At 38.9% G+C, this 22,231-nt stretch carries 25 protein-coding genes; 19 read left to right on the plus strand and 6 right to left on the minus strand.

Annotation, left to right across the window (positions count from 1 at the left end; translation table 11 throughout):
- Window positions 1-71 precede the first annotated feature (71 nt).
- The 5 genes from HNQ82_RS00490 to phoU all read left to right on the plus strand — a co-directional run bounded on the left by HNQ82_RS00490 (window position 72) and on the right by phoU (window position 4,505).
- A complete protein-coding gene (locus HNQ82_RS00490) occupies window positions 72-1,034 on the plus strand; it encodes a PstS family phosphate ABC transporter substrate-binding protein (protein WP_183246247.1) in 963 nt (320 codons plus the stop codon).
- A gap of 77 nt (window positions 1,035-1,111) precedes the next feature.
- The gene (gene pstC, locus HNQ82_RS00495) at window positions 1,112-2,062 is read left to right on the plus strand and encodes a phosphate ABC transporter permease subunit PstC (RefSeq protein WP_183246248.1); all 951 of its coding nucleotides are present in this window, start codon (window positions 1,112-1,114) and stop codon (window positions 2,060-2,062) included.
- Between the two features lie 2 nt (window positions 2,063-2,064).
- Window positions 2,065-2,946: a phosphate ABC transporter permease PstA gene (gene pstA, locus HNQ82_RS00500; protein WP_183246249.1), complete on the plus strand. Its 882-nt coding sequence runs from the start codon at window positions 2,065-2,067 to the stop codon at window positions 2,944-2,946.
- 26 nt (window positions 2,947-2,972) lie between these two features.
- The gene (gene pstB / locus HNQ82_RS00505) at window positions 2,973-3,785 is read left to right on the plus strand and encodes a phosphate ABC transporter ATP-binding protein PstB (RefSeq protein WP_032100059.1); all 813 of its coding nucleotides are present in this window, start codon (window positions 2,973-2,975) and stop codon (window positions 3,783-3,785) included.
- Window positions 3,786-3,845: 60 nt separating this feature from the next.
- Window positions 3,846-4,505, plus strand: a complete 660-nt coding sequence (gene phoU, locus HNQ82_RS00510; protein WP_055440978.1) for a phosphate signaling complex protein PhoU — start codon at window positions 3,846-3,848, stop codon at window positions 4,503-4,505.
- A 29-nt stretch (window positions 4,506-4,534) separates the two neighbouring features.
- On the opposite strand, the gene HNQ82_RS00515 is transcribed toward phoU, so the two are convergent.
- Window positions 4,535-4,957, minus strand: coding sequence for an endolytic transglycosylase MltG (locus HNQ82_RS00515; RefSeq protein ID WP_183246250.1), 423 nt, complete (start codon window positions 4,955-4,957; stop codon window positions 4,535-4,537).
- Window positions 4,954-5,271, minus strand: a complete 318-nt coding sequence (locus HNQ82_RS00520) for a hypothetical protein (protein WP_221260957.1) — start codon at window positions 5,269-5,271, stop codon at window positions 4,954-4,956. Before HNQ82_RS00520 ends, HNQ82_RS00515 begins: the two co-directional genes overlap by 4 nt.
- Before the next feature lie 144 nt (window positions 5,272-5,415).
- Here HNQ82_RS00520 and HNQ82_RS00525 point away from each other — a divergent pair, with 144 nt between their 5' ends.
- From HNQ82_RS00525 to HNQ82_RS00550, 6 genes are all read left to right on the plus strand, one after another.
- A complete protein-coding gene (locus HNQ82_RS00525; protein ID WP_183246252.1) occupies window positions 5,416-7,800 on the plus strand; it encodes a sugar phosphate nucleotidyltransferase in 2,385 nt (794 codons plus the stop codon).
- A gap of 80 nt (window positions 7,801-7,880) precedes the next feature.
- A complete protein-coding gene (gene rpmG, locus HNQ82_RS00530; RefSeq protein ID WP_183246254.1) occupies window positions 7,881-8,030 on the plus strand; it encodes a 50S ribosomal protein L33 in 150 nt (49 codons plus the stop codon).
- 54 nt (window positions 8,031-8,084) lie between these two features.
- Window positions 8,085-8,654, plus strand: coding sequence for a 5-formyltetrahydrofolate cyclo-ligase (locus HNQ82_RS00535; protein ID WP_183246256.1), 570 nt, complete (start codon window positions 8,085-8,087; stop codon window positions 8,652-8,654).
- A 161-nt stretch (window positions 8,655-8,815) separates the two neighbouring features.
- Entirely contained in the window at window positions 8,816-9,766 is a 951-nt protein-coding gene (locus HNQ82_RS00540) for an L-lactate dehydrogenase (protein WP_183246258.1), read from the plus strand.
- A gap of 76 nt (window positions 9,767-9,842) precedes the next feature.
- Window positions 9,843-10,028: a hypothetical protein gene (locus HNQ82_RS00545; protein ID WP_183246260.1), complete on the plus strand. Its 186-nt coding sequence runs from the start codon at window positions 9,843-9,845 to the stop codon at window positions 10,026-10,028.
- 59 nt (window positions 10,029-10,087) lie between these two features.
- The gene (locus HNQ82_RS00550; RefSeq protein WP_246348798.1) at window positions 10,088-11,617 is read left to right on the plus strand and encodes a rhomboid family protein; all 1,530 of its coding nucleotides are present in this window, start codon (window positions 10,088-10,090) and stop codon (window positions 11,615-11,617) included.
- Here HNQ82_RS00550 and HNQ82_RS00555 read toward each other — a convergent pair.
- A complete protein-coding gene (locus HNQ82_RS00555) occupies window positions 11,588-12,448 on the minus strand; it encodes a hypothetical protein (RefSeq protein WP_183246264.1) in 861 nt (286 codons plus the stop codon). The two genes, HNQ82_RS00550 and HNQ82_RS00555, sit on opposite strands and share 30 nt — an antisense overlap.
- 121 nt (window positions 12,449-12,569) lie before the next feature.
- Between HNQ82_RS00555 and HNQ82_RS00560 the strand changes: the two genes are divergently transcribed.
- The 5 genes from HNQ82_RS00560 to HNQ82_RS00580 all read left to right on the plus strand — a co-directional run bounded on the left by HNQ82_RS00560 (window position 12,570) and on the right by HNQ82_RS00580 (window position 18,427).
- Window positions 12,570-14,015, plus strand: coding sequence for a spore germination protein (locus HNQ82_RS00560; protein WP_183246266.1), 1,446 nt, complete (start codon window positions 12,570-12,572; stop codon window positions 14,013-14,015).
- A 110-nt stretch (window positions 14,016-14,125) separates the two neighbouring features.
- Window positions 14,126-14,335 (plus strand): YqgQ family protein, encoded by a 210-nt coding sequence (locus HNQ82_RS00565; RefSeq protein WP_183246267.1) that lies wholly within the window; start codon window positions 14,126-14,128, stop codon window positions 14,333-14,335.
- 7 nt (window positions 14,336-14,342) lie between these two features.
- Complete coding sequence (locus HNQ82_RS00570; protein WP_183246270.1) at window positions 14,343-15,308, plus strand: ROK family glucokinase; 966 nt, start codon at window positions 14,343-14,345, stop codon at window positions 15,306-15,308.
- 267 nt (window positions 15,309-15,575) lie between these two features.
- A complete protein-coding gene (locus HNQ82_RS00575) occupies window positions 15,576-17,438 on the plus strand; it encodes an LTA synthase family protein (protein ID WP_183246272.1) in 1,863 nt (620 codons plus the stop codon).
- Window positions 17,439-17,557: 119 nt separating this feature from the next.
- The gene (locus tag HNQ82_RS00580) at window positions 17,558-18,427 is read left to right on the plus strand and encodes a M14 family metallopeptidase (protein WP_183246274.1); all 870 of its coding nucleotides are present in this window, start codon (window positions 17,558-17,560) and stop codon (window positions 18,425-18,427) included.
- 26 nt (window positions 18,428-18,453) lie between these two features.
- Here the strand turns inward: HNQ82_RS00580 and HNQ82_RS00585 are convergent, their stop codons facing one another.
- Window positions 18,454-18,639 carry a DUF2759 domain-containing protein gene (locus HNQ82_RS00585; protein ID WP_032100047.1) on the minus strand — a complete coding sequence of 62 codons (186 nt, stop codon included), beginning with the start codon at window positions 18,637-18,639 and terminating at the stop codon, window positions 18,454-18,456.
- A gap of 132 nt (window positions 18,640-18,771) precedes the next feature.
- On the opposite strand from HNQ82_RS00585, the gene HNQ82_RS00590 reads away from it, so the two are divergent.
- Both HNQ82_RS00590 and HNQ82_RS00595 read left to right on the plus strand, forming a co-directional pair.
- The gene (locus HNQ82_RS00590; RefSeq protein WP_183246276.1) at window positions 18,772-19,404 is read left to right on the plus strand and encodes an MBL fold metallo-hydrolase; all 633 of its coding nucleotides are present in this window, start codon (window positions 18,772-18,774) and stop codon (window positions 19,402-19,404) included.
- A gap of 115 nt (window positions 19,405-19,519) precedes the next feature.
- Window positions 19,520-20,623 carry a class I SAM-dependent methyltransferase gene (locus HNQ82_RS00595; RefSeq protein ID WP_183246278.1) on the plus strand — a complete coding sequence of 368 codons (1,104 nt, stop codon included), beginning with the start codon at window positions 19,520-19,522 and terminating at the stop codon, window positions 20,621-20,623.
- Window positions 20,624-20,651: 28 nt separating this feature from the next.
- On the opposite strand, the gene HNQ82_RS00600 is transcribed toward HNQ82_RS00595, so the two are convergent.
- Complete coding sequence (locus HNQ82_RS00600; protein ID WP_004889537.1) at window positions 20,652-20,894, minus strand: DUF2626 domain-containing protein; 243 nt, start codon at window positions 20,892-20,894, stop codon at window positions 20,652-20,654.
- A gap of 69 nt (window positions 20,895-20,963) precedes the next feature.
- Window positions 20,964-21,662 (minus strand): helix-turn-helix transcriptional regulator, encoded by a 699-nt coding sequence (locus HNQ82_RS00605; RefSeq protein ID WP_183240827.1) that lies wholly within the window; start codon window positions 21,660-21,662, stop codon window positions 20,964-20,966.
- 189 nt (window positions 21,663-21,851) lie between these two features.
- Here HNQ82_RS00605 and HNQ82_RS00610 point away from each other — a divergent pair, with 189 nt between their 5' ends.
- Entirely contained in the window at window positions 21,852-22,223 is a 372-nt protein-coding gene (locus HNQ82_RS00610) for a Spx/MgsR family RNA polymerase-binding regulatory protein (protein ID WP_055440961.1), read from the plus strand.
- Window positions 22,224-22,231: the final 8 nt, after the last annotated feature.

Genomic DNA, 22,231 nt, shown 5'->3' on the forward strand with positions numbered 1-22,231 from the left:
TTAATACGTGTCCATTATTCTATAATTCGTGAAGCAAAAATTATTGAAAAAAAGTAGGGGGAAATCAAAAGATGAAGAAAAACAAATGGTTTGCACTCGCAGGAATGACAAGCGCTGTATTAGCATTTACAACAGCATGTGGTGGTGGCGCTCAACAAGGCGGTGAAGATGGTGGCGAAGCATTAAGTGGTAACGTTGTTGTTGATGGATCTTCTACTGTTTATCCAATTGTTGAGGCTGCCGCTGAAGCATATGCGGGTGAACAACCAGATGTGAAAGTGTCTGTTGGTTTGTCCGGAACAGGTGGCGGATTTGAAAAGTTTACGAAAGGCGAAACAGACTTTTCAAACGCTTCTCGTCCAATTAAAGAAGAAGAAAAGAAAGCTGCTGAGCAAAACGGCATTCAATTTGAAGAGTTTCAAATTGCGTTCGATGGTCTTTCCGTTTTAGTGCATAAAGATAACGATTGGGTTGATTATTTAACAGTCGATGAGCTAAAGAAAATTTTTACATCTGGCGCAGTGAACGGAGATGACAAAGTCAAGTGGTCAGATATTCGTCCAGAATGGCCAAATGAAGAAATTAAATTATTCTCACCAGGACATGACTCAGGTACGTTTGACTACTTTGATGAAGTCATTTTAGATGGACAACCGTTAAACAAAACAGCACAATTATCCGAAGACGATAACGTCCTTGTTCAAGGGATTGCAGGAGATAAAAATGCGCTTGGTTACTTCGGATTTGCGTACTACATCGAAAATAAAGATAAATTGAAAGCTGTACCAATCGATGGTGGAAATGGTCCGATCGAGCCAACACATGAAACGATCCAAAGCGGTGAATATGCACCATTATCTCGTCCATTATTTACGTATGTGAGCGTAAAAGCGTTAAAAGAAAAAGCGCAAGTGTATGATTTTGCGAAATTTTTGTTAGAGAACGGTGCAGAGTTTGCTGAAGAAGTTGGTTACGTAGCGCTTCCAAAAGAAAAGTACGATGAGCAATTGAAAAAGCTTGAAGAATTGAAATAACAAAACATAAAAAGATGAGAAGCGATGTCATCGTTGCTTCTCATCTTGCCATGAAATTGGAAAGGGGTTTTCATATTATGGCGATGACAGACGGGAATCGTTCATATTCTGTCCGTGACATGATTAAAGAAAATAAAAAAAAGCAAAGCGGACAGCAGTTTGTTGAATGGTTAATGCCAAAATTGTTACTATTGACAGCAACCATTTCTGTTTTAACGACAATCGGTATTTTATTTACATTGTTATTTGAAACGTTTGTTTTCTTTGAACGAGTATCTATTGTTGAATTTTTAACGAGCAAAGAATGGCTTCCGTGGGATGAAAAAACAGGCTCGTTTGGTGTGGCACCGCTTGTGACAGGAACGCTGTTAACAACAGCGATTGCGATGGTTGTTGCGATTCCAATCGGTTTAGCTTCAGCGATTTACTTGAGTGAGTATGCGTCTGAGAAAGCACGAAAAATATTAAAACCGATATTAGAAGTGTTGGCAGGCATTCCGACGATTGTATACGGATTTTTCGCATTAACGTTTGTTACCCCTCTTTTGCAAAAAATAATTCCAAATTTAGGGATTTTTAACGCGTTAAGTCCAGGGCTTGTTATGGGTATCATGATTATTCCGATGGTTGCTTCTTTATCTGAAGATGCGATGAGTTCCGTGCCAAACTCCATTCGTGAAGGAGCCCTCGGTCTCGGTTCAACAAAGTTAGAAGTAGCCCTAAAAGTCGTCCTTCCTGCAGCGACGTCAGGTATTGCGGCGTCATTTATGCTGGCAATTTCTCGTGCTGTCGGCGAAACGATGATTGTAGCAGTAGCGGGTGGTTCATCTCCTGTCTTTACGTTTGATGTAACGAAGTCGATTCAAACGTTAACGGCATATATTGTCCAAGTAACAACAGGAGATGCTGGATACGGCACGACGGTTTATTACAGTATTTATGCGGTCGGTATGACGCTGTTTTTGTTTACATTAGCCATGAACTTACTCGCACAATACATTTCTCGTCGCTTTAGGGAGGAGTATTAATCATGGGAAAATTAATTGATAAGCAACGTGTCGTTCAACATATGAACGGTCGCCTATTACGCAATAACGTGCTAAAGTTTTTATTTTTCTTAGCAACATTGTTTGGGCTTATTGTTCTCGTTGTGCTTCTATATCGGATACTCACTCAAGCAATTGGCTGGCTAAATCTCGACTTTTTAAACAACTTTCCATCCCGTCGTCCAGAGAACGCAGGAATTAAAGCGGGATTAGTTGGGTCACTATGGTTGATGGTTATCGTTGCGCCTGTTTCTCTCATTCTTGGAGTGGGAACAGCAATTTATTTAGAGGAGTATGCAAAAAAAAATCGTTTTACTGATTTTATTCAAACGAACATTTCCAACTTAGCAGGCGTTCCTTCCATCGTATTCGGGTTGCTCGGTTTGACTATTTTCGTTCGTGAACTGAATTTAGGTCGTAGCATTCTTGCAGCAGGTTTAACGATGAGTTTGCTCGTTTTACCTGTCATCGTCGTTGCAGCACAAGAGGCCATTCGCGCCGTGCCAAATCAATTGCGAGAAGCATCGTATGGTATGGGAGCAACGAAATGGCAAACGATTTATCGCATCGTTCTTCCAGCATCGATTCCTGGTATTTTGACAGGTAGCATTTTAGCTTTATCTCGTGCCATCGGTGAAACGGCACCGCTTGTTGTTTTAGGTATCCCAACGTTTTTAGCATATTTGCCACGCGGTATTTTGGACACATTTACTGTAATGCCGATGCAAATTTACAACTGGACGTCACGTCCACAAGCGGATTTCCAAAACGTAGCGGCAGCAGGAATCGTCGTATTGCTCGTTGTGCTAATTTTTATGAACTCGATTGCCATTTTCATTCGCAACAAGTTTCAAAAACGTTATTAATTGCGCGTTGAAAGGGGAACTTACTAATGGAATTAACAGTTGTGAAAGAACGTAAAAATAAACAAGTTGAAGAACGAAGCGAAAAAAATGTTGTGTATCGGACGAAAAACTTAAATTTATGGTACGGGGAACATCACGCGTTAAAAAATATTGACTTAGATATTTACGAAAATGAAGTCACAGCTATTATCGGTCCGTCAGGTTGCGGAAAGTCAACGTATATTAAAACGTTGAACCGAATGATTGAGCTTGTGCCAAGCGTACGTACATCTGGGGAAATTACGTATCGTGGTCGCAATATTTTTGATAAATCGTACCGTGTCGAAGAATTGCGTACACAAGTTGGTATGGTATTCCAAAAGCCAAATCCGTTCCCGAAATCAATTTATGATAACGTGGCATACGGTCCGCGTATTCACGGTATTCGCGATAAGAAAATTTTAGACGAGATCGTTGAAAGAAGCTTACGTGGTGCTGCGATTTGGGATGAGGTAAAAGACCGTTTGCATACGAATGCATATGGACTTTCTGGAGGACAACAACAACGCTTATGTATTGCGCGCTGTTTAGCAATTGAGCCAGATGTTATTTTAATGGACGAACCGACATCTGCCCTTGACCCCATTTCAACATTAAAAGTAGAAGAGCTTGTGCAAGAGTTAAAGAAAAACTACAGTATTATTATCGTTACACATAACATGCAACAGGCGGCGCGTATTTCTGATAAAACAGCATTTTTCTTAAATGGTGAAGTCATCGAATATAGCGACACAGATAAACTATTCTCAAATCCAGATGACAAACGAACAGAAGACTACATTACAGGTCGATTTGGATAAAAAAAATCGTGCGGGTGCGCTCGCACGATTTTTTCAAAATGATAAAAAGGGGGAGTGAATATGTCTGTACGTGAAAAATTTGATTACGACTTACAAACGTTGCGAGATCAATTATTACAACTGGGAAGTTTGACGGAAATTGCCTTAACTCAGTCGTTTGAAGCGTTAAAAACAAAAAATAACGATTTAGCATTGCAAGTGCTTGAAAATGATACAAAAATTGATTTACTTGATGAAGAAATTAACGACTTCGCCATTTTACTAATTGCGAAACAACAACCAGTTGCAATCGATTTGCGCCGAATTATTGTCGCCATTAAAATTGCAACGGACGTTGAACGGATGGCAGACTTTGCTGTTAATATCGCAAAATCAGCCATTCGAATTGGAGAACAGCCGTTTGTTATGTCATTAAATAAGTTAGAAAAAATGCATGAAATGGCAGTCAATATGCTTTCGTTAACGTTAAAAGCGTATTACGAAGAAGATGTCATCGTGGCTAAAAAAGTAGCCGACATGGATGATGAAGTCGATCGCTTGTACGGTGAAACGATTCGGGAGTTGCTAGAGCGCACTAAAGCACATCCAGATGCGATGTCGCAAATTACGCAACTGTCGTTCACAGCACGTTACATTGAGCGCATTGCCGACCATGCGACAAACATTGCTGAAAACGTGTTTTATTTAGTGAAGGGAAAACATTATGATTTAAACGATTAAAGCAAAAGGATGTCCGACGTTGGACATCCTTATTTTGTTATGTTTCGTGCGATTTGTTCATATGACATGTCGCTTGTGACAACATACGTTCCTGGGCGCAGTGCACGCGTTAAGTGATGTGTATCAAGATAAGTTAAAAATGATTGAGCATTATCAATAATATGGGCTTGCTCAAGCCGTCTAGCGATGTCTCGACTTGCTTCACCTTTAGCAATGGTCAGCGTATAAATGTATGTTTCTTTTTTCGTTTCTTTTTTCGTTTCTTTTTTCGTTTCTTTTTTTAATTTTTCTAGTTTTTCAGCTAGTTCATTTCGTTCCGTAATGAGCTGTTCATATTGTTTCTGGCTGATGGCATCGTTTTGTCGCTGTTCATCAGTTATATAATGAACGATAGCCAGTGTTGTTGTAGCGAACAACATCCCAGCCGCAAATGCACGTGTTGTTCTTTTCATTGATCATTCCTCGCGATCATGATATTCACCTCATCTATCGGCATGTTAAGCTTACGAGCAATTTGTTCTTTTGTCCATCCTTGTTTATATAAGTACCATATTTGCTCTTCATTTGAAAATGACTCGATTCCGATAAGCAATTCTTCTTCAAGCACTTTGACTTTCTTTTTTATTTCGTATAATTGTTGCATTGTCGATAATGTCAACTGCTCGACTTGTTCTTCTACTTCTTTGACACGATCTTTTTGAAAAAAAGAAATCAACAACAGTATGATAGCAAAAGAAACGAGCCCAATAAATGTATATTCGATCATGTTTGTCACCCCACTTTATTATACATAGGAATGTAGCAACCATGCATCATTTTCATGTAAAATCGACAATTTTCGTATATTGTCCGCATGTAGCTGTCATGATATGATGGAAAAAAGTGTGCTTTCACTTGGGGGGGATATGTTGTGAAAGCGGTCATTATGGCAGGGGGAAGAGGAACGCGGTTACGCCCGTTAACTTGCCATGTTCCGAAGCCGATCGTACCAATAATGAATAAGCCTGTAATGGAGTACAGTATTGAATGGTTAAAACAATATGGAATTACAGATATTGCTGTAACTGTTCAATATTTAAGCGACGAAATTATTGAATATTTTGGGGATGGACGACGATTTGGTGTACATCTTCATTATTTTGAAGAGACGACACCACTCGGAACGGCAGGAAGTGTAAAACATGCTCAGTCTTTTTTAGACGATACGTTTGTTGTCATTAGTGCCGATACGTTGACGACCATTCATTTACAACAAGCGATAAATTTTCATTTCTCCAAACAAGCATTAGTTACCGTTCTTATGCACCACGAAGCGACTCCTCTTTCATACGGTGGAATTGTGACAGATCGAAACGGAAAAATCATTCATTTTGTCGAAAAACCAAAATGGAATGAAGTATGTAGCGATTTAGTGAATACAGGCATTTACATTTGCCATCCAGCAATTTTTAATTATATGCCCGAACATCCACCTTACGACTTTAGTCAACATATTTTTCCACATCTCATTCAACAAGGGTACCCGATATATGGCTATCAGGCGGATGGATATTGGTCTGACATTGGTGTCATTGAACAATATCATCAAACACATATCGATTTATTACGGCAACGTTTCGTTTCTTCTCACTATAAAGAGATAGCTCCTGATGTATGGGCCGGTGAGGGAGTTCATGTTGCACAAGGGGTAAAATTAGAAGGACCGCTTCTTCTTGGAGATGATGTGCGTATTGATGCACATGCAACGATTGGACCATACACGGTAGTTGGTCCACGTTCAGTTGTTAGCAAATACGCATCGTTAAAGCGATCAATTGTTTGGTCAGATGTGTATATTGATGAGCATAGTGAATTACGAGGAGCCATTGTGGCAAATGATGTGTACATCGGTAAAAAAAATGAAATATTTGATTACGCAGTCATTGGAGCAAAGTGTAAATTAGAAAATAAAGTAAAAGTACAGCATGCTGTTAAAATTTGGCCGAATAAAACAATTACAGAAAAAACAAAAGTGAAAGATTCGGTCGTATGGGGGGGAAAACGACCGAACCTATTGTTTCGTCAAAACGGGATAAGCATGCGTGCACATGTCGATGCCCATCCGCTATTTATCACACAACTGGCTTTGGCGTATAGTAGTCTGCTTGAAAAAGGAAGTCGAATATTAATTGGCTTTGACGATCAACCGTTTTCTAAAGCATTTGGGACGTTGTTTGCTCAATGTTTGCATATGTATGGTATGTACACGAATATATACGATGGAGGATATTTGCCTGCTTTTCGTTATATCATTCCTCACAAATGGTATGACGGTGGAGTATTTATCACAATGAATGAACATGGTGAGGTGATTATTGACATACATGATGAATACGGATTTCCCATTGATCGAACGATGGAACGGGCTATTGCACAACAAATGGAACATGAACATTACATGTTGGCGATCGAAATGGGTGGAGCAATGGACGAAAAAGAAAACGATGACATGTATATTCGCGCATTGCGTGAATGGATTGCTTTTTCTTCATCGGAGCAATGGAAAGTTGTTGTCGCTAGCCCTCTTCTATTTCGGGACATCATTCATCATACACTTCAGTCGTTTGCTATTGAAGTCATTTGGACAGAAAATTGCGATGATGAACATATTCGGGAGCAAATAAAGCATGAACAAGCGCAGTTTGCGATTGTGTTTGACCATTCGGGGGAGCGTTTTCGTATTTTTGATGGGCAAGGGATCACATTGACGAAAGAAGAAATGATTTCACTGCATGTATTAGTGTCTCTTTTATGTAGTGAAACGAAAAAAGTAGCAGTTCCTACTTGGGCACCGTCTGTGTTACACACGTTAGCAGAACGGCTATATGGCGATATTGTGTATGTTAAAGATACGAGACGAGAGTTTTTACTTGCACATCATCATGAACCGTTTCATTTTTATTTTGATGGGCTGTATGCATGTGTACAACTGTTGCATTTGTTGTCTATGGAACGTTGTTCGCTTCGTACCATTGTATCGTCCATTCCAACGATTCATTTATCGTGCCGTGATGTTTATTGTCCATGGGATGAACGGGCGGCTGTTATGCGTAAATTGTTAGAAGAATCGTATGACAAGCATGTAGATTTTACAGATGGCATGAAAGTGTATCATGAAGACGGAGCATGGACACTCATTTTACCAAAAATAGATGAACCGACATTGACCATTTATTCTCAAGCAACGAATGCCCAAAAAGCAAAAGAATATACAAAATACTATATAAAGAAAATTCGGCAATATCAAAACGTATAAAATTCATATGGAAATTGTTTAAGAAAAATGATATGATGGAAAGGTGTGATTATAATACTTTTGTTTGGAGGGAAAGAACAATGCGTGTAAATATTACGTTAGCATGCACAGAATGCGGCGAACGCAACTATATTTCAACAAAAAATAAGCGCAATAACACAGAGCGCCTTGAATTGAAAAAATATTGCCCACGTGACAAAAAAGCAACAGTTCATCGTGAAACGAAGTAAGCAGTAGGATTTTTTTCCTGCTGCTTATTTTTTTATGAAAGAGGGGGAAGGATAATGGATAAGAAATTATTGCGACAACAAATGAAACAGCGCATCTTACATATGACGAAAGAAGAACGTAAGCAAAAAGAGAGAATCATTCAAGACATATTATTTCAGCAACATTGTTGGAAAAAGGCTCATATGATCGGCATTACGATTTCACGACAAATAGAAGTAGACACAATACGTATTATTGAACGCGCTTGGCAAGAAGGAAAAAAGGTTGCAATTCCGAAATGCGATATAGCCGCGAAACAAATGACATTTCGGGAAATTCATTCTTTTCAACAAATAGAGTGCACGTTTTTTGATTTATACGAACCAATTGTAAAAGAAACGAAAGAAGTACAAAAACATGAGATGGAATTGTTATTTGTACCGGGCCTCGCTTTTGTTCGTAAAGGGTATCGTCTCGGTTACGGAGGGGGATATTATGATCGTTATTTAGGCGATTTTTCAAACGATACGATTTCTCTAGCATATGATTGTCAAATTGTTTCTACGTTGCCGATCGAACAACACGACATCCCAGTCCAAATGATTGTTATGAATGAAGGAATAATCATTTGTGAAAGCGAATAACAAAAACAGTATAAGTGGGTTAATGTTATACAGGAGAAAAAATTAACAAAATGTTAATAATTCATGCCCCATAAACTTTGTGAAACAGTGTACAATGTAAGTGTGAAACAGATAAACAATGCACATATTGTAAAATGATATAAATGAAAGGTGGAAGAAATATGTCAAATAAAGTGAATCGTGTTGTTTTAGTCGGGACAGGTTTTGTCGGCTCGAGTTATGCGTTTGCTCTTTTAAACCAAGGGGTGACAGAAGAGCTCGTTCTTATTGATATTAACAAAGAAAAATCAGAAGGGGATGCGATGGACTTAAATCATGGCATGCCGTTTGCACCGTCTCCAACAAAAATTTGGTTTGGCAATTATGAAGACTGCAAAGATGCGGATATTGTTGTACTAACAGCTGGTGCCAATCAAAAACCAGGGGAAACACGATTAGATTTAGTTGAGAAAAATACAAAAATTTTCAAAAATATTATTGACCAAGTAATGGCAAGCGGATTTAATGGTATTTTTCTCGTCGCAACAAACCCGGTTGACATTTTAACATATGCAACATGGAAGTTTTCGGGATTACCGAAAGAGCGCGTCATCGGCTCAGGAACCATTTTAGATACAGCGCGCTTCCGATATTTATTAGGTGAATATTTCGACGTTGATACACGTAACGTACATGCGTATATTATTGGAGAACATGGCGACACAGAGTTGCCGGTTTGGAGTCATGCATTTATCGGTTGCCGTCCAATTGCTGATATGATGAAAGAGAAGCCACAATATAAACAAGAAGATTTAGATAACATTTTTGTGAATGTACGTGATGCAGCGTATCAAATTATTGAACGAAAAGGCGCAACATATTATGGCATTGCTATGGGACTTGTTCGTTTAACAAAAGCCATTTTACAAAATGAAAACAGCGTCCTTACTGTCTCAGCTTACTTAGAAGGGCAATATGGCCAAAACGATATGTACATTGGCGTGCCGGCGATTGTAAATCGTAACGGTATTCGTGAAGTTGTTGAATTACAATTGAGCGAAGAGGAAAAAGAAAAATTTACCCACTCTGCAACTGTATTAAAAGATGTGATGAAACGAGTTGGTTTGCAATAGGTTGTCTCATGACGAGGCAACCTTTTTATAATTTCAACGTGAAAAGGGAACGGTAACAATGAGGAGGGTGATCATATTGAATGGAAAAACATTCATCGTTACATTGATGGTAGGACTTGTTCTCTACCGCTTTCGCTATCGGTTATTGAATGAAATATTGAAAAGAGAAGCGGTTCAAAAGCGAGTTGTACAATGGGGGATGTCCATTCCGTTTATTCGCCATCGCCTAATGCCCACGTTATTTTTACAAAAGTACAAATAGTTGCACTTTGTAAAAGAGTGTGGTAAAAGAAGGGTATGATAGCGAAGGGAGAGGAAAGGTTGAGCATTCGCTTCGATTTTGTATATTGGCAAATGATATTTCAATTTTTACAGGAAAACTATACTATCGTCTATATATCGCCTGATGAACAAGAAGTTTGGTTGCAACCTACGCGTGAACGAAAAGCGCCAATCGTTCGTCTTGTTCGAACGGATATAGATTGGAGCATATCGTTAAAAAACGATATGCAACGTGCGCTCATTGCCGTTGATGAATGGCGGAGAAGCCAATTTCGTCGCCAACTACAAGTCGTCAACATATATGTCATGATGAATCCTCCTGTTGACGATTGGGAATGGTATGTTCATCGTCCGTTTACGACTGAACGAGTACATATGCAAACATTTGTCATGCACAAAAACAATATGTATGCGATATTACATGAACTACATATGTTGTTTCAACACGCATTGAAAATATATGTACCCGATGATTCCCCGATGTTGCAAAATGAGTTACAAGTATTTAAACAACATGTTTTATCGTTTGCAGAGCGCATGTACGAAAATGAGCGTCGCATATTTGAACGTGGAAAAGCAAGATTTACATATGTATTTATTGCTTTGCAAATTGTAATGTTTTTTATTTTAGAATGGAACGGTGGAAGTACAAATACGTTAACGCTCATTCAATACGGTGCAAAATTTAACCCGCTTATTTTGCAAGGGGAATGGTGGCGCTTTTTTACTCCTATCGTTTTGCATATTGGCTTTTTACACTTGTTCATGAACACGTTTGCGCTATATTATTTAGGTCCGCTCGTTGAAAAATTGTACGGTTCGTTTCGATTTTTATTTATTTATCTTTTTGCTGGTTTTGCAGGCTCGCTCGCTAGTTTTTTATTTTCACCATCCGTATCTGCGGGAGCGTCCGGTGCCATTTTTGGATGTTTTGGGGCTTTGCTTTACTTTGGAAAAGCGTATCCGCATGTGTTTTTTCGAACGATTGGAATGAATGTACTAACAGTTATTGGGATTAACTTAGCATTTGGTCTCATTGTTCCAAATATTGATAACGCAGGCCATATTGGTGGATTAATTGGTGGATTTTTAGCTGCAAGCATCGTCCATTTTCCAAAAGAACGTGTTCGTCTCGGACAATGGTTCGCTGTTCTATTTACAGCGGTCGTTATGCTCATTTGCTTATATATCGGCTTTCAACGACCACCCGCAGATCAAGCACAACTCATTCTTGCGCTGTCCAAGCAGTATATTGATGAACGAGAATACGGCCAAGCAGAACACATGTTAACACTCATTCATGAACAAGATGCTGAAGCATATAAAGCAGATTTTTTACGTGCCTATATTCGTATACAACAAAAAGATTATGACGGTGCAAAACAATATTTATATGCTGCGCTCCAGAAAAATGACCGCTTTCATGAAGCATTTTACTATTTAGCTTTACTGTATGCAGAAGAAAAAAATTATGAACAAGCAAAACAAGCTGCAGAACGTGCGCTGCAGCTTCATCCAAATGATGAACAATATAAACAGTTATTTCGTGAACTCGAGCAGTTGTTTTAATATGACGAGCTCTCCGTCTGCTGTTTCTGTCACGACAAATAATTGACTGTAATCTTTTTTAATTAAAATGAGGGGAACGGTACTACCGATTGGTGATTCAATCGAACCGTTCTGTTTTTTTATGCCTAGAAAATAATTTTTGTACAAACCTTCCCATAAGTTTCCGACCATCACTTCCGTCTCATTTGTCGTTAAATCCATAAATGGTTGCTCATTATATTGAACAAGCTCAGGTAAATACAAATGATAATAATCATCTTTTTTTAATATTTTGTCCATTTCATTGGCAGCTTTGTTTACAATCGTTTGCGTTTGTTTATTTAATGTATTTGCCCATGTTTTTTGTTCATTTGTCGTTGGTTTACGAAACGATTGAAGAGGGGCGAAAGATGAGTCGATGACATATAATGTGTCTCCACTCATTTTCTGACTGCTTCGAATATCGTTACCGTTATGCAACTCTCCTTGATGATATGAAATGGCTTGAAATAATCGGCTCCCTTTTCGTTCGAGACGTTTTTGTTGAATAAGGTTTTTCCCATTCTCTTTCCATTTTGATTGCGTGGAAATGAGCCTCCCATTAGCAAACAATAAAGAAATATCTTGCCGTAAGTAAGCGGTTCGATCGAGCGATGAAGTGACGATCCAATCGATTACATAATTGTTTTCTTTTTTCTGGGGTTGTAGTGATAATTTTGTTTCGGCAGTTATAAAGCGAACGGTCGGATCGATCGGAAAAAACATAATCGTCTCGCGAGCAGGCCGCTCAAACGCTTGGACGATGACGATAAATACGAATAGCAATATAAATAGCGATATGAAACGTTTCATCTCATTCCTCCGGTCAAGCATACATTTATAAAAAATGTATGTGTATACAAACCGAAATATGTATGAATGAATATCGATATGTCAAAGATGGATGGTAGTCCATGTAAAGTAGGTGATCGGAATGAAGCGAGTATCTTCACATCTTTCAGAAAACGTTTCATATATGAAAACAAAGCTTGGAGTAGGGAAAAGTTTTGACGTTATTTATTTAGATGTTCATTATGCAGGAAAAGATATGGCTTTATTTATGATTGACGGATTTGTCAAAGATGATATTCTCCATTACTTAATGAAATTGTTGTCTGAATTGCCGGACGGTGCGTTAGACGAACAACCGTTAGATAAATTGTTACGGACGCATCTTCCGTACGTTGAACTCGATCAAACAGACGATTTTGAACGTATCATTGATGGAGTACTTGCAGGCCCGACAGCCTTGTTTGTTGATGGAATGGCGAAAGCAATTTTAATTGATGCACGTACATATCCCGTGCGCGGGCCTCAAGAACCAGATATGGAACGCGTCGTTCGAGGTGCACGTGATGGGTATGTGGAAACGATAGTCTTTAACACAGCATTAACGAGACGCCGCGTGCGCGACCGTTCGTTACGTATGGAGTATATGCAAATTGGTCGTCGTTCAAAAACGGATGTATGTGTTTGTTATATTGAGGATATTGCCAATGAACAGATTGTCGAAGAAGTGAAACAATCGTTGGCGAAAATCGATACTGATGGTTTACCAATGGGAGAAAAAACAGTAGAGGAATTTATTTCTGGCAGACACTTTAATCCGTATCCTGTCGTTCGATATACAGAAAGACCAGATACGGCAGCTGCTCATTTATATGAAGGACACGTTCTTATTTTTGTTGACGGGTCTCCAAGTGTGTTAATTACACCAGCAACATTTTGGCATCATTTACAACACGCAGAAGAATATCGAAATAAGCCAATTGTTGGTGCATATTTACGCTTCGTTCGCTTTCTTGCTGTATGGCTTTCTATTTTTTTATTACCGCTTTGGTATATGTGGATGAAAACACCAGAGCTTGTTCCACATTCGTTATCATTTGTTGCAAAATCAAGTGAAGGAAACATTCCGTTGTTTGGTCAAATATTACTTATTGAATTTGGATTAGATATGTTGCGAATGGCAGCCATTCACACCCCATCAGCTTTAGCCACAGCTCTTGGGCTCGTTGCTGCATTAATGATCGGTGGGATCGCCGTTGAAGTTGGATTATTTTCGAACGAAGTCATTTTATATTTTGCGATGGCGACCATCGGGACGTTTGCGACACCAAGTTATGAGCTTGGATTAGCCAATCGGCTCGTTCGCCTCGCTTTGCTGATTGTAACAGCGTTATTTGGTGTTATCGGGTATGTCGTAGGCATTACTGCATGGTTAGTCATGCTTGCACGCATGCAATCGTTTGGCGTTCCGTATTTATGGCCTTTTATTCCATTTTCATACCGTGGGATGCGTGATGTGCTTATTCGTTCCCCAATTCCATTGAAAAATCGTCGTCCGACCGTATTACATCCAAAAGATCCAGATCGGTAAAAATGTGAAAAATATCGCAAAGACATTGTTCAGTTCTTGACGACCTTTTATTTTCCTTATACATTTAAAATATGTAAATTGAAAACGCTTATACACGATAGGTGAAGAAAATGAAATCTGTATACGATGTACAACAATTATTAAAAAAATATGGAACGATCATTTACGTCGGTGATCGTCTCGCAGATTTAGAATTAATGGAAGACGAACTGAAAGAATTATTTCAAGCGCAGCTTGTCGACGTAAAAGATTATCAAATGGCGCTTCTCATTTTACGTCATGAAGCACAAATCGAACGAGAAAAAAGAGAAAAGGAATGAAGGAACAATGGAACAATGGTTAGTTGGTGTAGATTTAGGCGGAACGACAGTCAAATTAGCGTTTGTAAATATGTATGGGGAAATCATTTGTAAATGGGAAATTCCAACAGATAAATCGGAACAAGGGAAACATATTACAACACATATTGCCAAAGCGATTGATGAGAAGTTGCGTGAATTAGATGAATCAAAAGAACGGCTTGTCGGTATTGGAATTGGTGCCCCAGGACCTGTTAATATGGCGACAGGGGACATTTATGAAGCGGTAAATTTAGGGTGGAAAAACTACCCTTTAAAAGATCGATTAGAAATGGAAACAGGGCTTCCTGTTGTTGTCGATAACGATGCGAACATTGCAGCGATCGGAGAAATGTGGAAAGGAGCGGGCGATGGCGCGAAAAATTTAATTCTTGTTACACTTGGCACAGGTGTTGGTGGCGGTGTGATCGTGAACGGTCAAATCGTTCATGGAACGAACGGTGCCGGTGGCGAAATTGGTCATATCACGTCCATTCCAGAAGGAGGGGCATCTTGTAACTGTGGCAAAACAGGGTGTTTAGAGACGATTGCTTCAGCGACAGGTATCGCTCGTATTGCAACAGAACGTTTACAACAAATGAACGAACCGAGTTGTTTACAAGATGTTTGGAAAACGTCCGGAACCGTCACCGCGAAAGATGTTTTTGATGCTGCGAAAGAAAATGATACGTTAGCGCTACAAATTGTTGATGAAGTGACTTTTCATCTTGGTTTAGCGCTCGCTAATTTAGCAAACGGTTTAAATCCAGAGAAAATCGTCATCGGTGGCGGGGTATCAAAAGCAGGGGACATGTTAGCGCAAGCGGTTGCTCGTCATTTTAAACGTTTTGCGTTCCCGCGTGTCGCTGAAGCTGCTGACATTGTTATCGCTACCTTGGGAAATGACGCTGGTGTAATCGGTGGAGCATGGTTAGTGAAAGAAAATATCGTATAAAGACAGACGAGGAGATCGTCTGTCTTTTTTGTCGAAAATTTGTCGGTAAAAAACGTCTTGCCTTTTTGTAAGAAAAGGTGTAAAACAGTCATATGTGGATGCGCGACTTGTCTATTATATCGTTTATAGTTTAAGATAACAGTTGCTTTTTTGTTAAGAAAGTATTAATATTGTCATTGGTTAAGATAAAAAAATGTAAAAAAACGGATGTACCTCGTACAGCATAGAATAAGCATCGGAAGTGGATGGATTAAAGGAGGGAGACATATGAAAAAATACCGTTTCGTTCTTTTCGCGGTATTACTTTTATGGATGAAGACATATTTAGTGTATAAAAATAGTTTTGATATAAAAATTGAGTCATGGAAGCAGGAGTTTATTTTGTTCATTAGTCCATTAAGCTTCCTGTTATTTATTTTTGGGCTCGCTTTGTTTATGAGCGAAAAAAGACGTAATCGCTATATTGTCATTACAAGTTTTATCATTTCGTTTGTTTTGTATGCGAACGTTATGTTTTATCGTTTTTTTAGTGACTTCATTACCATTCCTGTGTTGTTTCAAACGAACAACATGGGTGATTTAGGAAATAGCGTATTTGAGTTGATGAACGTTTCTGATATTTTCTTTTTCCTTGATGTTGCGTTGATTGCTTGGATGGCGTATAAAAAAGTATCTATTGCTCAATATGTGCCGGCGACAAAACGTTTTCGTCGCACGTATTTTCTTATGACAGTAGCCATTGCTTTATTTAACCTAGGATTAGCGGAAACAGAGCGTCCAGAGCTGTTAACGCGCACGTTTGACCGTGAAATGTTAATTAAAAACTTAGGGATATACAACTATCATGTGTATGATATTATTTTGCAGTCACGTTCGAAAGCGCAACGCGCATTAGCGGATAGTAGTGAATTAGCAGATATTCAAAACTACATTAACGCGAACGAAAAAGCGCCGAACAAACAATTGTTTGGCATCGCAAAAGGGCGTAACGTTATTGTCGTTTCGATGGAGTCTTTACAAAGCTTTGTCATTAATAATACGGTGAACGGACAAGAAATTACGCCGTTTTTAAACGACTTTATTAAACAAAGCTATTACTTTGATAACTTTTACCATCAAACAGGGCAAGGAAAAACATCAGATGCGGAGTTCATCATTGAAAACTCGTTATATCCGCTTGGCCGTGGTGCAGTCTTTTTCACGCATGCGACAAACGAGTATAACGCCACGCCAGAAATATTGAAAAACCATGGATACTATTCAGCCGTATTCCATGCAAATAATAAAAGTTTTTGGAATCGTGATGTGATGTACCAATCAATGAAATACGATCGTTTCTTCTCGATGACGGACTATACCATTACAGAGGAAAACTCAGTTGGCTGGGGTTTAAAAGACATTCCGTTTTTTGAGCAATCTGTGCAACATTTAAAAACGTTGCCACAGCCATTTTATACAAAATTTATTACATTGACGAACCACTTCCCGTTTGAATTAGGCGAAGAAGATAAAATGGTTTCGGAGTATACGTCAAATAGTCGGACGTTAAACCGTTATTTCCCGACGGTTCGATATATGGATGAGGCGTTGAAAGTATTTATTGAGCAGTTGAAAAAAGAAGGATTGTATGACAACTCTATCATCATTCTATATGGAGACCATTACGGTATTTCTGAAAACCATAATAAAGCGATGGCTCAATATTTAGGTAAGGATGAAATTACACCATTTGACCACGTTCAATTACAACGTGTTCCATTGATCATCCATATTCCGGGTGTGACCGATAAACATCCGAAAGTGATTTCAAAAGTATCTGGACAAATTGATGTGAAGCCAACATTGCTCCATTTGCTTGGTATTGATACACGTAATCAAATTCATTTTGGTGAAGATTTATTTTCAAAAGATAAACTTGACTTTGTCGTTCTTCGTGACGGTAGCTTCGTAACAAAAGACTACGTATACACAAAAAACGCATGTTACGATAAGAAAACAGGAACAGAAGTCGATGGATCTTACTGTGAGCCATATATGGAAAAGGCGCGCCAAGAGCTTGATTACTCTGACAAAATTGTATATGGAGACTTGTTGCGCTTCTACAATAAACAACAGGAAAATAAACAATAAGCTAGCTCTGACGACAGGGCTAGCTTTTTTTATGCAAAGGGCTCGTGAAAGCCCCTGACGGAGAATATACATACGGACAAATTCATCATTCATACAATGAAGTAAGGGAGGAGAGAGAAATGTACGATTTTTCGACATTGATGCATGATATTGATCAATTGCAACATCATTCGTTTGTTCGCATACATGAAATCGGAAGAAGTGTATTAAACAAACCGCTTGTGGAATTACAAATTGGTGAAGGTGAAACATATGTGCATATGAATGCATCTTTCCACGCGAACGAATGGATTACTTCCGCAGTTGTGATGGCGCTTGTTCGTGACTATGTGCAAGCGTTACAGAACAAGCAGCATCTTCTTGGCTATGATGTACAACGATTATATGAAAAAACAACTTTATCCGTTGTTCCGATGGTAAATCCAGATGGAGTAGATCTTGTGTTACATGGAAAAAAAGCGGCACAACATTATGAAGATGAAGTGGTGCGCATAAATGGGGGAAGTGAAGATTTTTCACAATGGAAAGCGAATATTCGAGGGGTTGATTTAAACAATCAATTTCCTGTAAAGTGGGAAGTAGAGAAAGAAAGGAAAATTCCGAAAGCACCTGCACCGCGTGATTTTCCTGGTTTTTTTTCGCTAACTGAACCCGAAGTGCAAGCGATGGTAGCATTGACAAAAAAGCGGAATTTTTTTAAAGTGCTCGCATTTCATACGCAAGGAAAAGAAATTTATTGGGGATATGAACAATGTGAACCACCTGAAGCGGAAGAAGAAGTAAATGAGTTTGCAAAATGGAGTGGTTATGTACCCGTTCGGTATATTGACAGTCACGCTGGATATCGTGATTGGTTTATTTTCAATTGGAAGCGATGTGGGTATACGATTGAACTTGGTGAAGGGGTAAATCCGCTCCCTTTTTCGCAATTTCCTTCTATTTATAACGAAAGTATCGGCATTTTTGTTACTGCTCTTGCTCGTACGTAAAAAGACGCCAATACGTTGGCGTCTTTTTAATGGGCAACTGGATATCCGTGATGAATAACAGTCATAATTGTAAACCAACCGAATACAGCAATTGTTCCTATGCCGAACAATACGCCGAGGAAATTTTTTTCGCGCAACGAACGGACTACGCCGTAAGCTGCAAGCAACGTGACTAACGTAAAGATCACAACTAAAATAATCCCTGTTGGCATAACTTCCCCTCCTTATGTATACCGATTATTCCTTTTCCATTGTAATCGTTTTTGTTACGTTTGTCGAGGTGCAAAACGTATGTTGTTCGTGTACAATAAAGATAGAATATATGTGGAAAGCGAGGAAATGTGATGAGGTGGGAACGAATTCCTTTAGGACCGTTGCAAACAAACGCGTATGTGCTTGTCCATGAAAATGGGACATGTTTAATTTTTGATCCGGGTAGTGAAGGGGAAAAGCTTATTCAGCATATTGAAGCAAACAGTTGGACGCCACTAGCTGTTTTGCTTACACATGCTCATTTTGATCATATTGGGGCAGTTGATGATGTAAGAAATCGTTGGTCTATTCCTGTGTATGTACATAAAAAAGAACAACATTGGCTAACTGATCCAATGAAAAACGGGTCTTTATTATTTATGGGGGAAGCGATTACTACAAACGATGCTGACGTGTTGTTTGAAGGAGAGGACATGTTGACGATTGGTCCTTTTTCTATTCAAGTGCTTGAAACACCAGGGCATTCGCCGGGCAGTGTGTCATACTATATCGAAGACGCCCAAGTAATCGTATCGGGGGATGTGCTATTTTCAGGAAGTGTAGGTCGTACTGATTTACCTGGGGGAAGTTACGAACAATTGCTACAAAGTATACATCGCAAGCTTCTCGTTCTTCCTGAAGAAACGATTGTGTTATGTGGGCATGGTTTTGAAACAACGATAGGAGCGGAGATGGACACGAATCCATTTTTAAATGGGTTTTAAGCAAAAAAAATTCCCTTCTCTATACAGAGAAGGGGGTTTGGGGGATGTTTTATTTCCTATAATGGGAGGGGATATAGTTAAGCTACTAAATTAACAATATAACAAATTTAACACTATGTCAATAGTGAAAAAGGGTGCGAATAAAAAAATGTTAGAAAAAATGAGAAATAGACGTTTATCGTATGCACAATATATAGAATTGGCATTGTATGATGAACAGTATGGCTATTATATGAGACGAAAAGAAAAAATTGGACGCGAAGGAGATTTTATTACAACGAGCAACGTAGGACATATCGTTGGGCATGTATTCGCGGATGTGTTTATTCGTTTCATAGAAACATATGATGTTCCGCCGCTTATATGTGAAATCGGCGGAGGGACAGGTCGATTTGCTTATGCTGTTTTAGAACAATGGAAACGTCAATCGCCACAAACGTTTTCACAAGGACAATATATAATTGTTGAAACAAGTCCATATCATCGAGAAAAACAAGCGGAAATACTCGCTCCGTTTATGGATCACGTACGTATCATCTCTAGTTTTACTGAACTTTCTTCTCCTTTTTCTGGTATTGTATGTAGTAACGAATTATTTGATGCGTTTCCTGTTCATGTCATTGAGAAAAGAAACGGTCAAATATATGAATGTTTCGTTGTAGTAGAAGACGATCAGCTTGTTGAACAACGTTATGTACTTGAAAACGAGGAGATCGTTCACTATTTAGAAGAGCGAGACATTCAGCTCGCTGATGGTCAACGATTTGAAATTCCGTTAGCGATGAAAAAGTTTATCTTTCAGCTTGATCAAGCGCTTGAGCAGGCGATTATTTTTACGGTCGATTATGGATATACAGATGAAGAATGGAAACATCCTGAACGAAAACAAGGCAGCTTGCGTGGTTATTATCGTCATCAGTTTATTGATAATCCGCTTTGTTATCCAGGGGAGATGGATATCACTACGCATATTCAATGGGATGCGTTACGGTTTTACGGAGAACAAGCAGGATGGACATTTACTCATTTATGGCGCCAAGATGAATTTTTATTGCAGGCGGGCATCTTGAATCATTTGATCGCTCATCATGATCCGAATCCGTTTTCCGAACAACATCGCCACAATCGTGCCATTCGCTCGCTAGTGATGAGTGATATCGGCAGAGCGTTTCAAGTAATGGTGCAACAAAAGAATATGAATATTCCTATTTTTACATAAAAAAGCGATGAGTGCATCTCATCGCTTTTTATTCGCCCATGCCAGGAACCATCATAAATGTTGTCCAGTACGTAAATCCGGCAAAAAAGACCGTTAAGTACGCACCGAAAATGTAAATGTACATTCTTTCCGTTAATTTTAAGTAGCTTAACAAAAGAAAGAATCCTGTTTGGCCGAGGAACAATAATGACGTTGTATGCATATGGCCAAGGTAGAACATGACAGCGAAAATCCCTGTCCAAAATGACAAGACGCGGAACATACGATCCATATGTATCCCTCCTTTTCTGACCGTTTCCCTTACTTATTATAATGTAATTGAAATGGTTGTGTAAACGTTCTATTTTTTAAGAATGGCTTGATACGTGCACGAATTACAACCGGACGGCATAATTTCTTCTGTCACAAGTTCAGCGTTTGTAAATAACACTTCTAGCATTCCTTTTAAAAAGGCGTTATGCATATAGCAAACCGAGTCTGGATGCGTAAAAGCAAGCTCTTTAAACGGGCAGTTGAAAATTTCAAAATAAATTTTCCCTTGATTTTCACTGTAATGGAATGTCGGATAAAATCCAGCGGCTTCGGCTGCTTTTTGTAAAATATTCATTTTTTCTTCAATGCTTAACTGCTCAAGTGCTTGCATCGATTGAACGTGTTGTTGTACAAGTTCTTGTCCGAATAGCTTTCCTGTTTCATACAACGCTTGTTTCCCTGCGTCTCCAAGTTTCATCATCGCTTGGATAGCGATTTTTGATAACAGTTGGTAATCGCGAAATGGAAAATGAAGTTGGATGACATCGTCGGACAGGCGGTATAGTCGGCTCGGTCTTCCACCTTTTCCTGTTTTTTTTGTTTCGGATACAAGCATATTTACATCTTCTAACTTCGTTAAATGAAGACGAGCAACGTTCGGATGAATATGAAAAGCATCAGCGATTTCTTGAACGGTTACTTCTTGATGTTTTCGAGCGATATACTGATAAATGTCGTAACGAGTCGGATCGGCAAGGACGCTTGTAATTTTTAATACTTGATCCATTATGTCTCACTCCTATAGATTCATTCACTTACATTATAATACATGTATTTTCACAATGGAAATGCATATATACAACTTTATTCCTATCTTTTTGCAACGTTCACAAAGTTTTAAAACAAATTACTGTACAAATGTTAAACAAAAGTTATACAATATGTGTAACAAGGGTGGAGAAAGGAGTGTGTTGTTATGCTTACTGTATACATGTATCCAAGTTGTACATCGTGTCGAAAAACAAAAAAGTGGTTATGTACAAACAATATTGAATTTCATGAGCGTCATTTATTTCGTGAAACACCGACATATGAAGAATTATTGCACTTATTATCGTTAACGACGGAAGGGATCGATGAAATTTTAGCGACACGCAGTCAGTCATTTAAGCAACTTGGTGAAAATGTGGAGGACTGGCCTTTATCAAAAGTTGTTGAGCTGCTTGTGAAAGAACCTCGTCTCCTTCGCCGTCCAATCGTCACTGACGGCAAACGGCTCGTTGTCGGCTATAATCCGTCAGCGTTAAAAAACATGGCAAAAAAATATCGTCGTGTTTGTGTCTCGTAACGTTCACC

Source organism: Anoxybacillus tengchongensis (assembly GCF_014201585.1).
Lineage (GTDB): Bacteria > Bacillota > Bacilli > Bacillales > Anoxybacillaceae > Anoxybacillus > Anoxybacillus tengchongensis.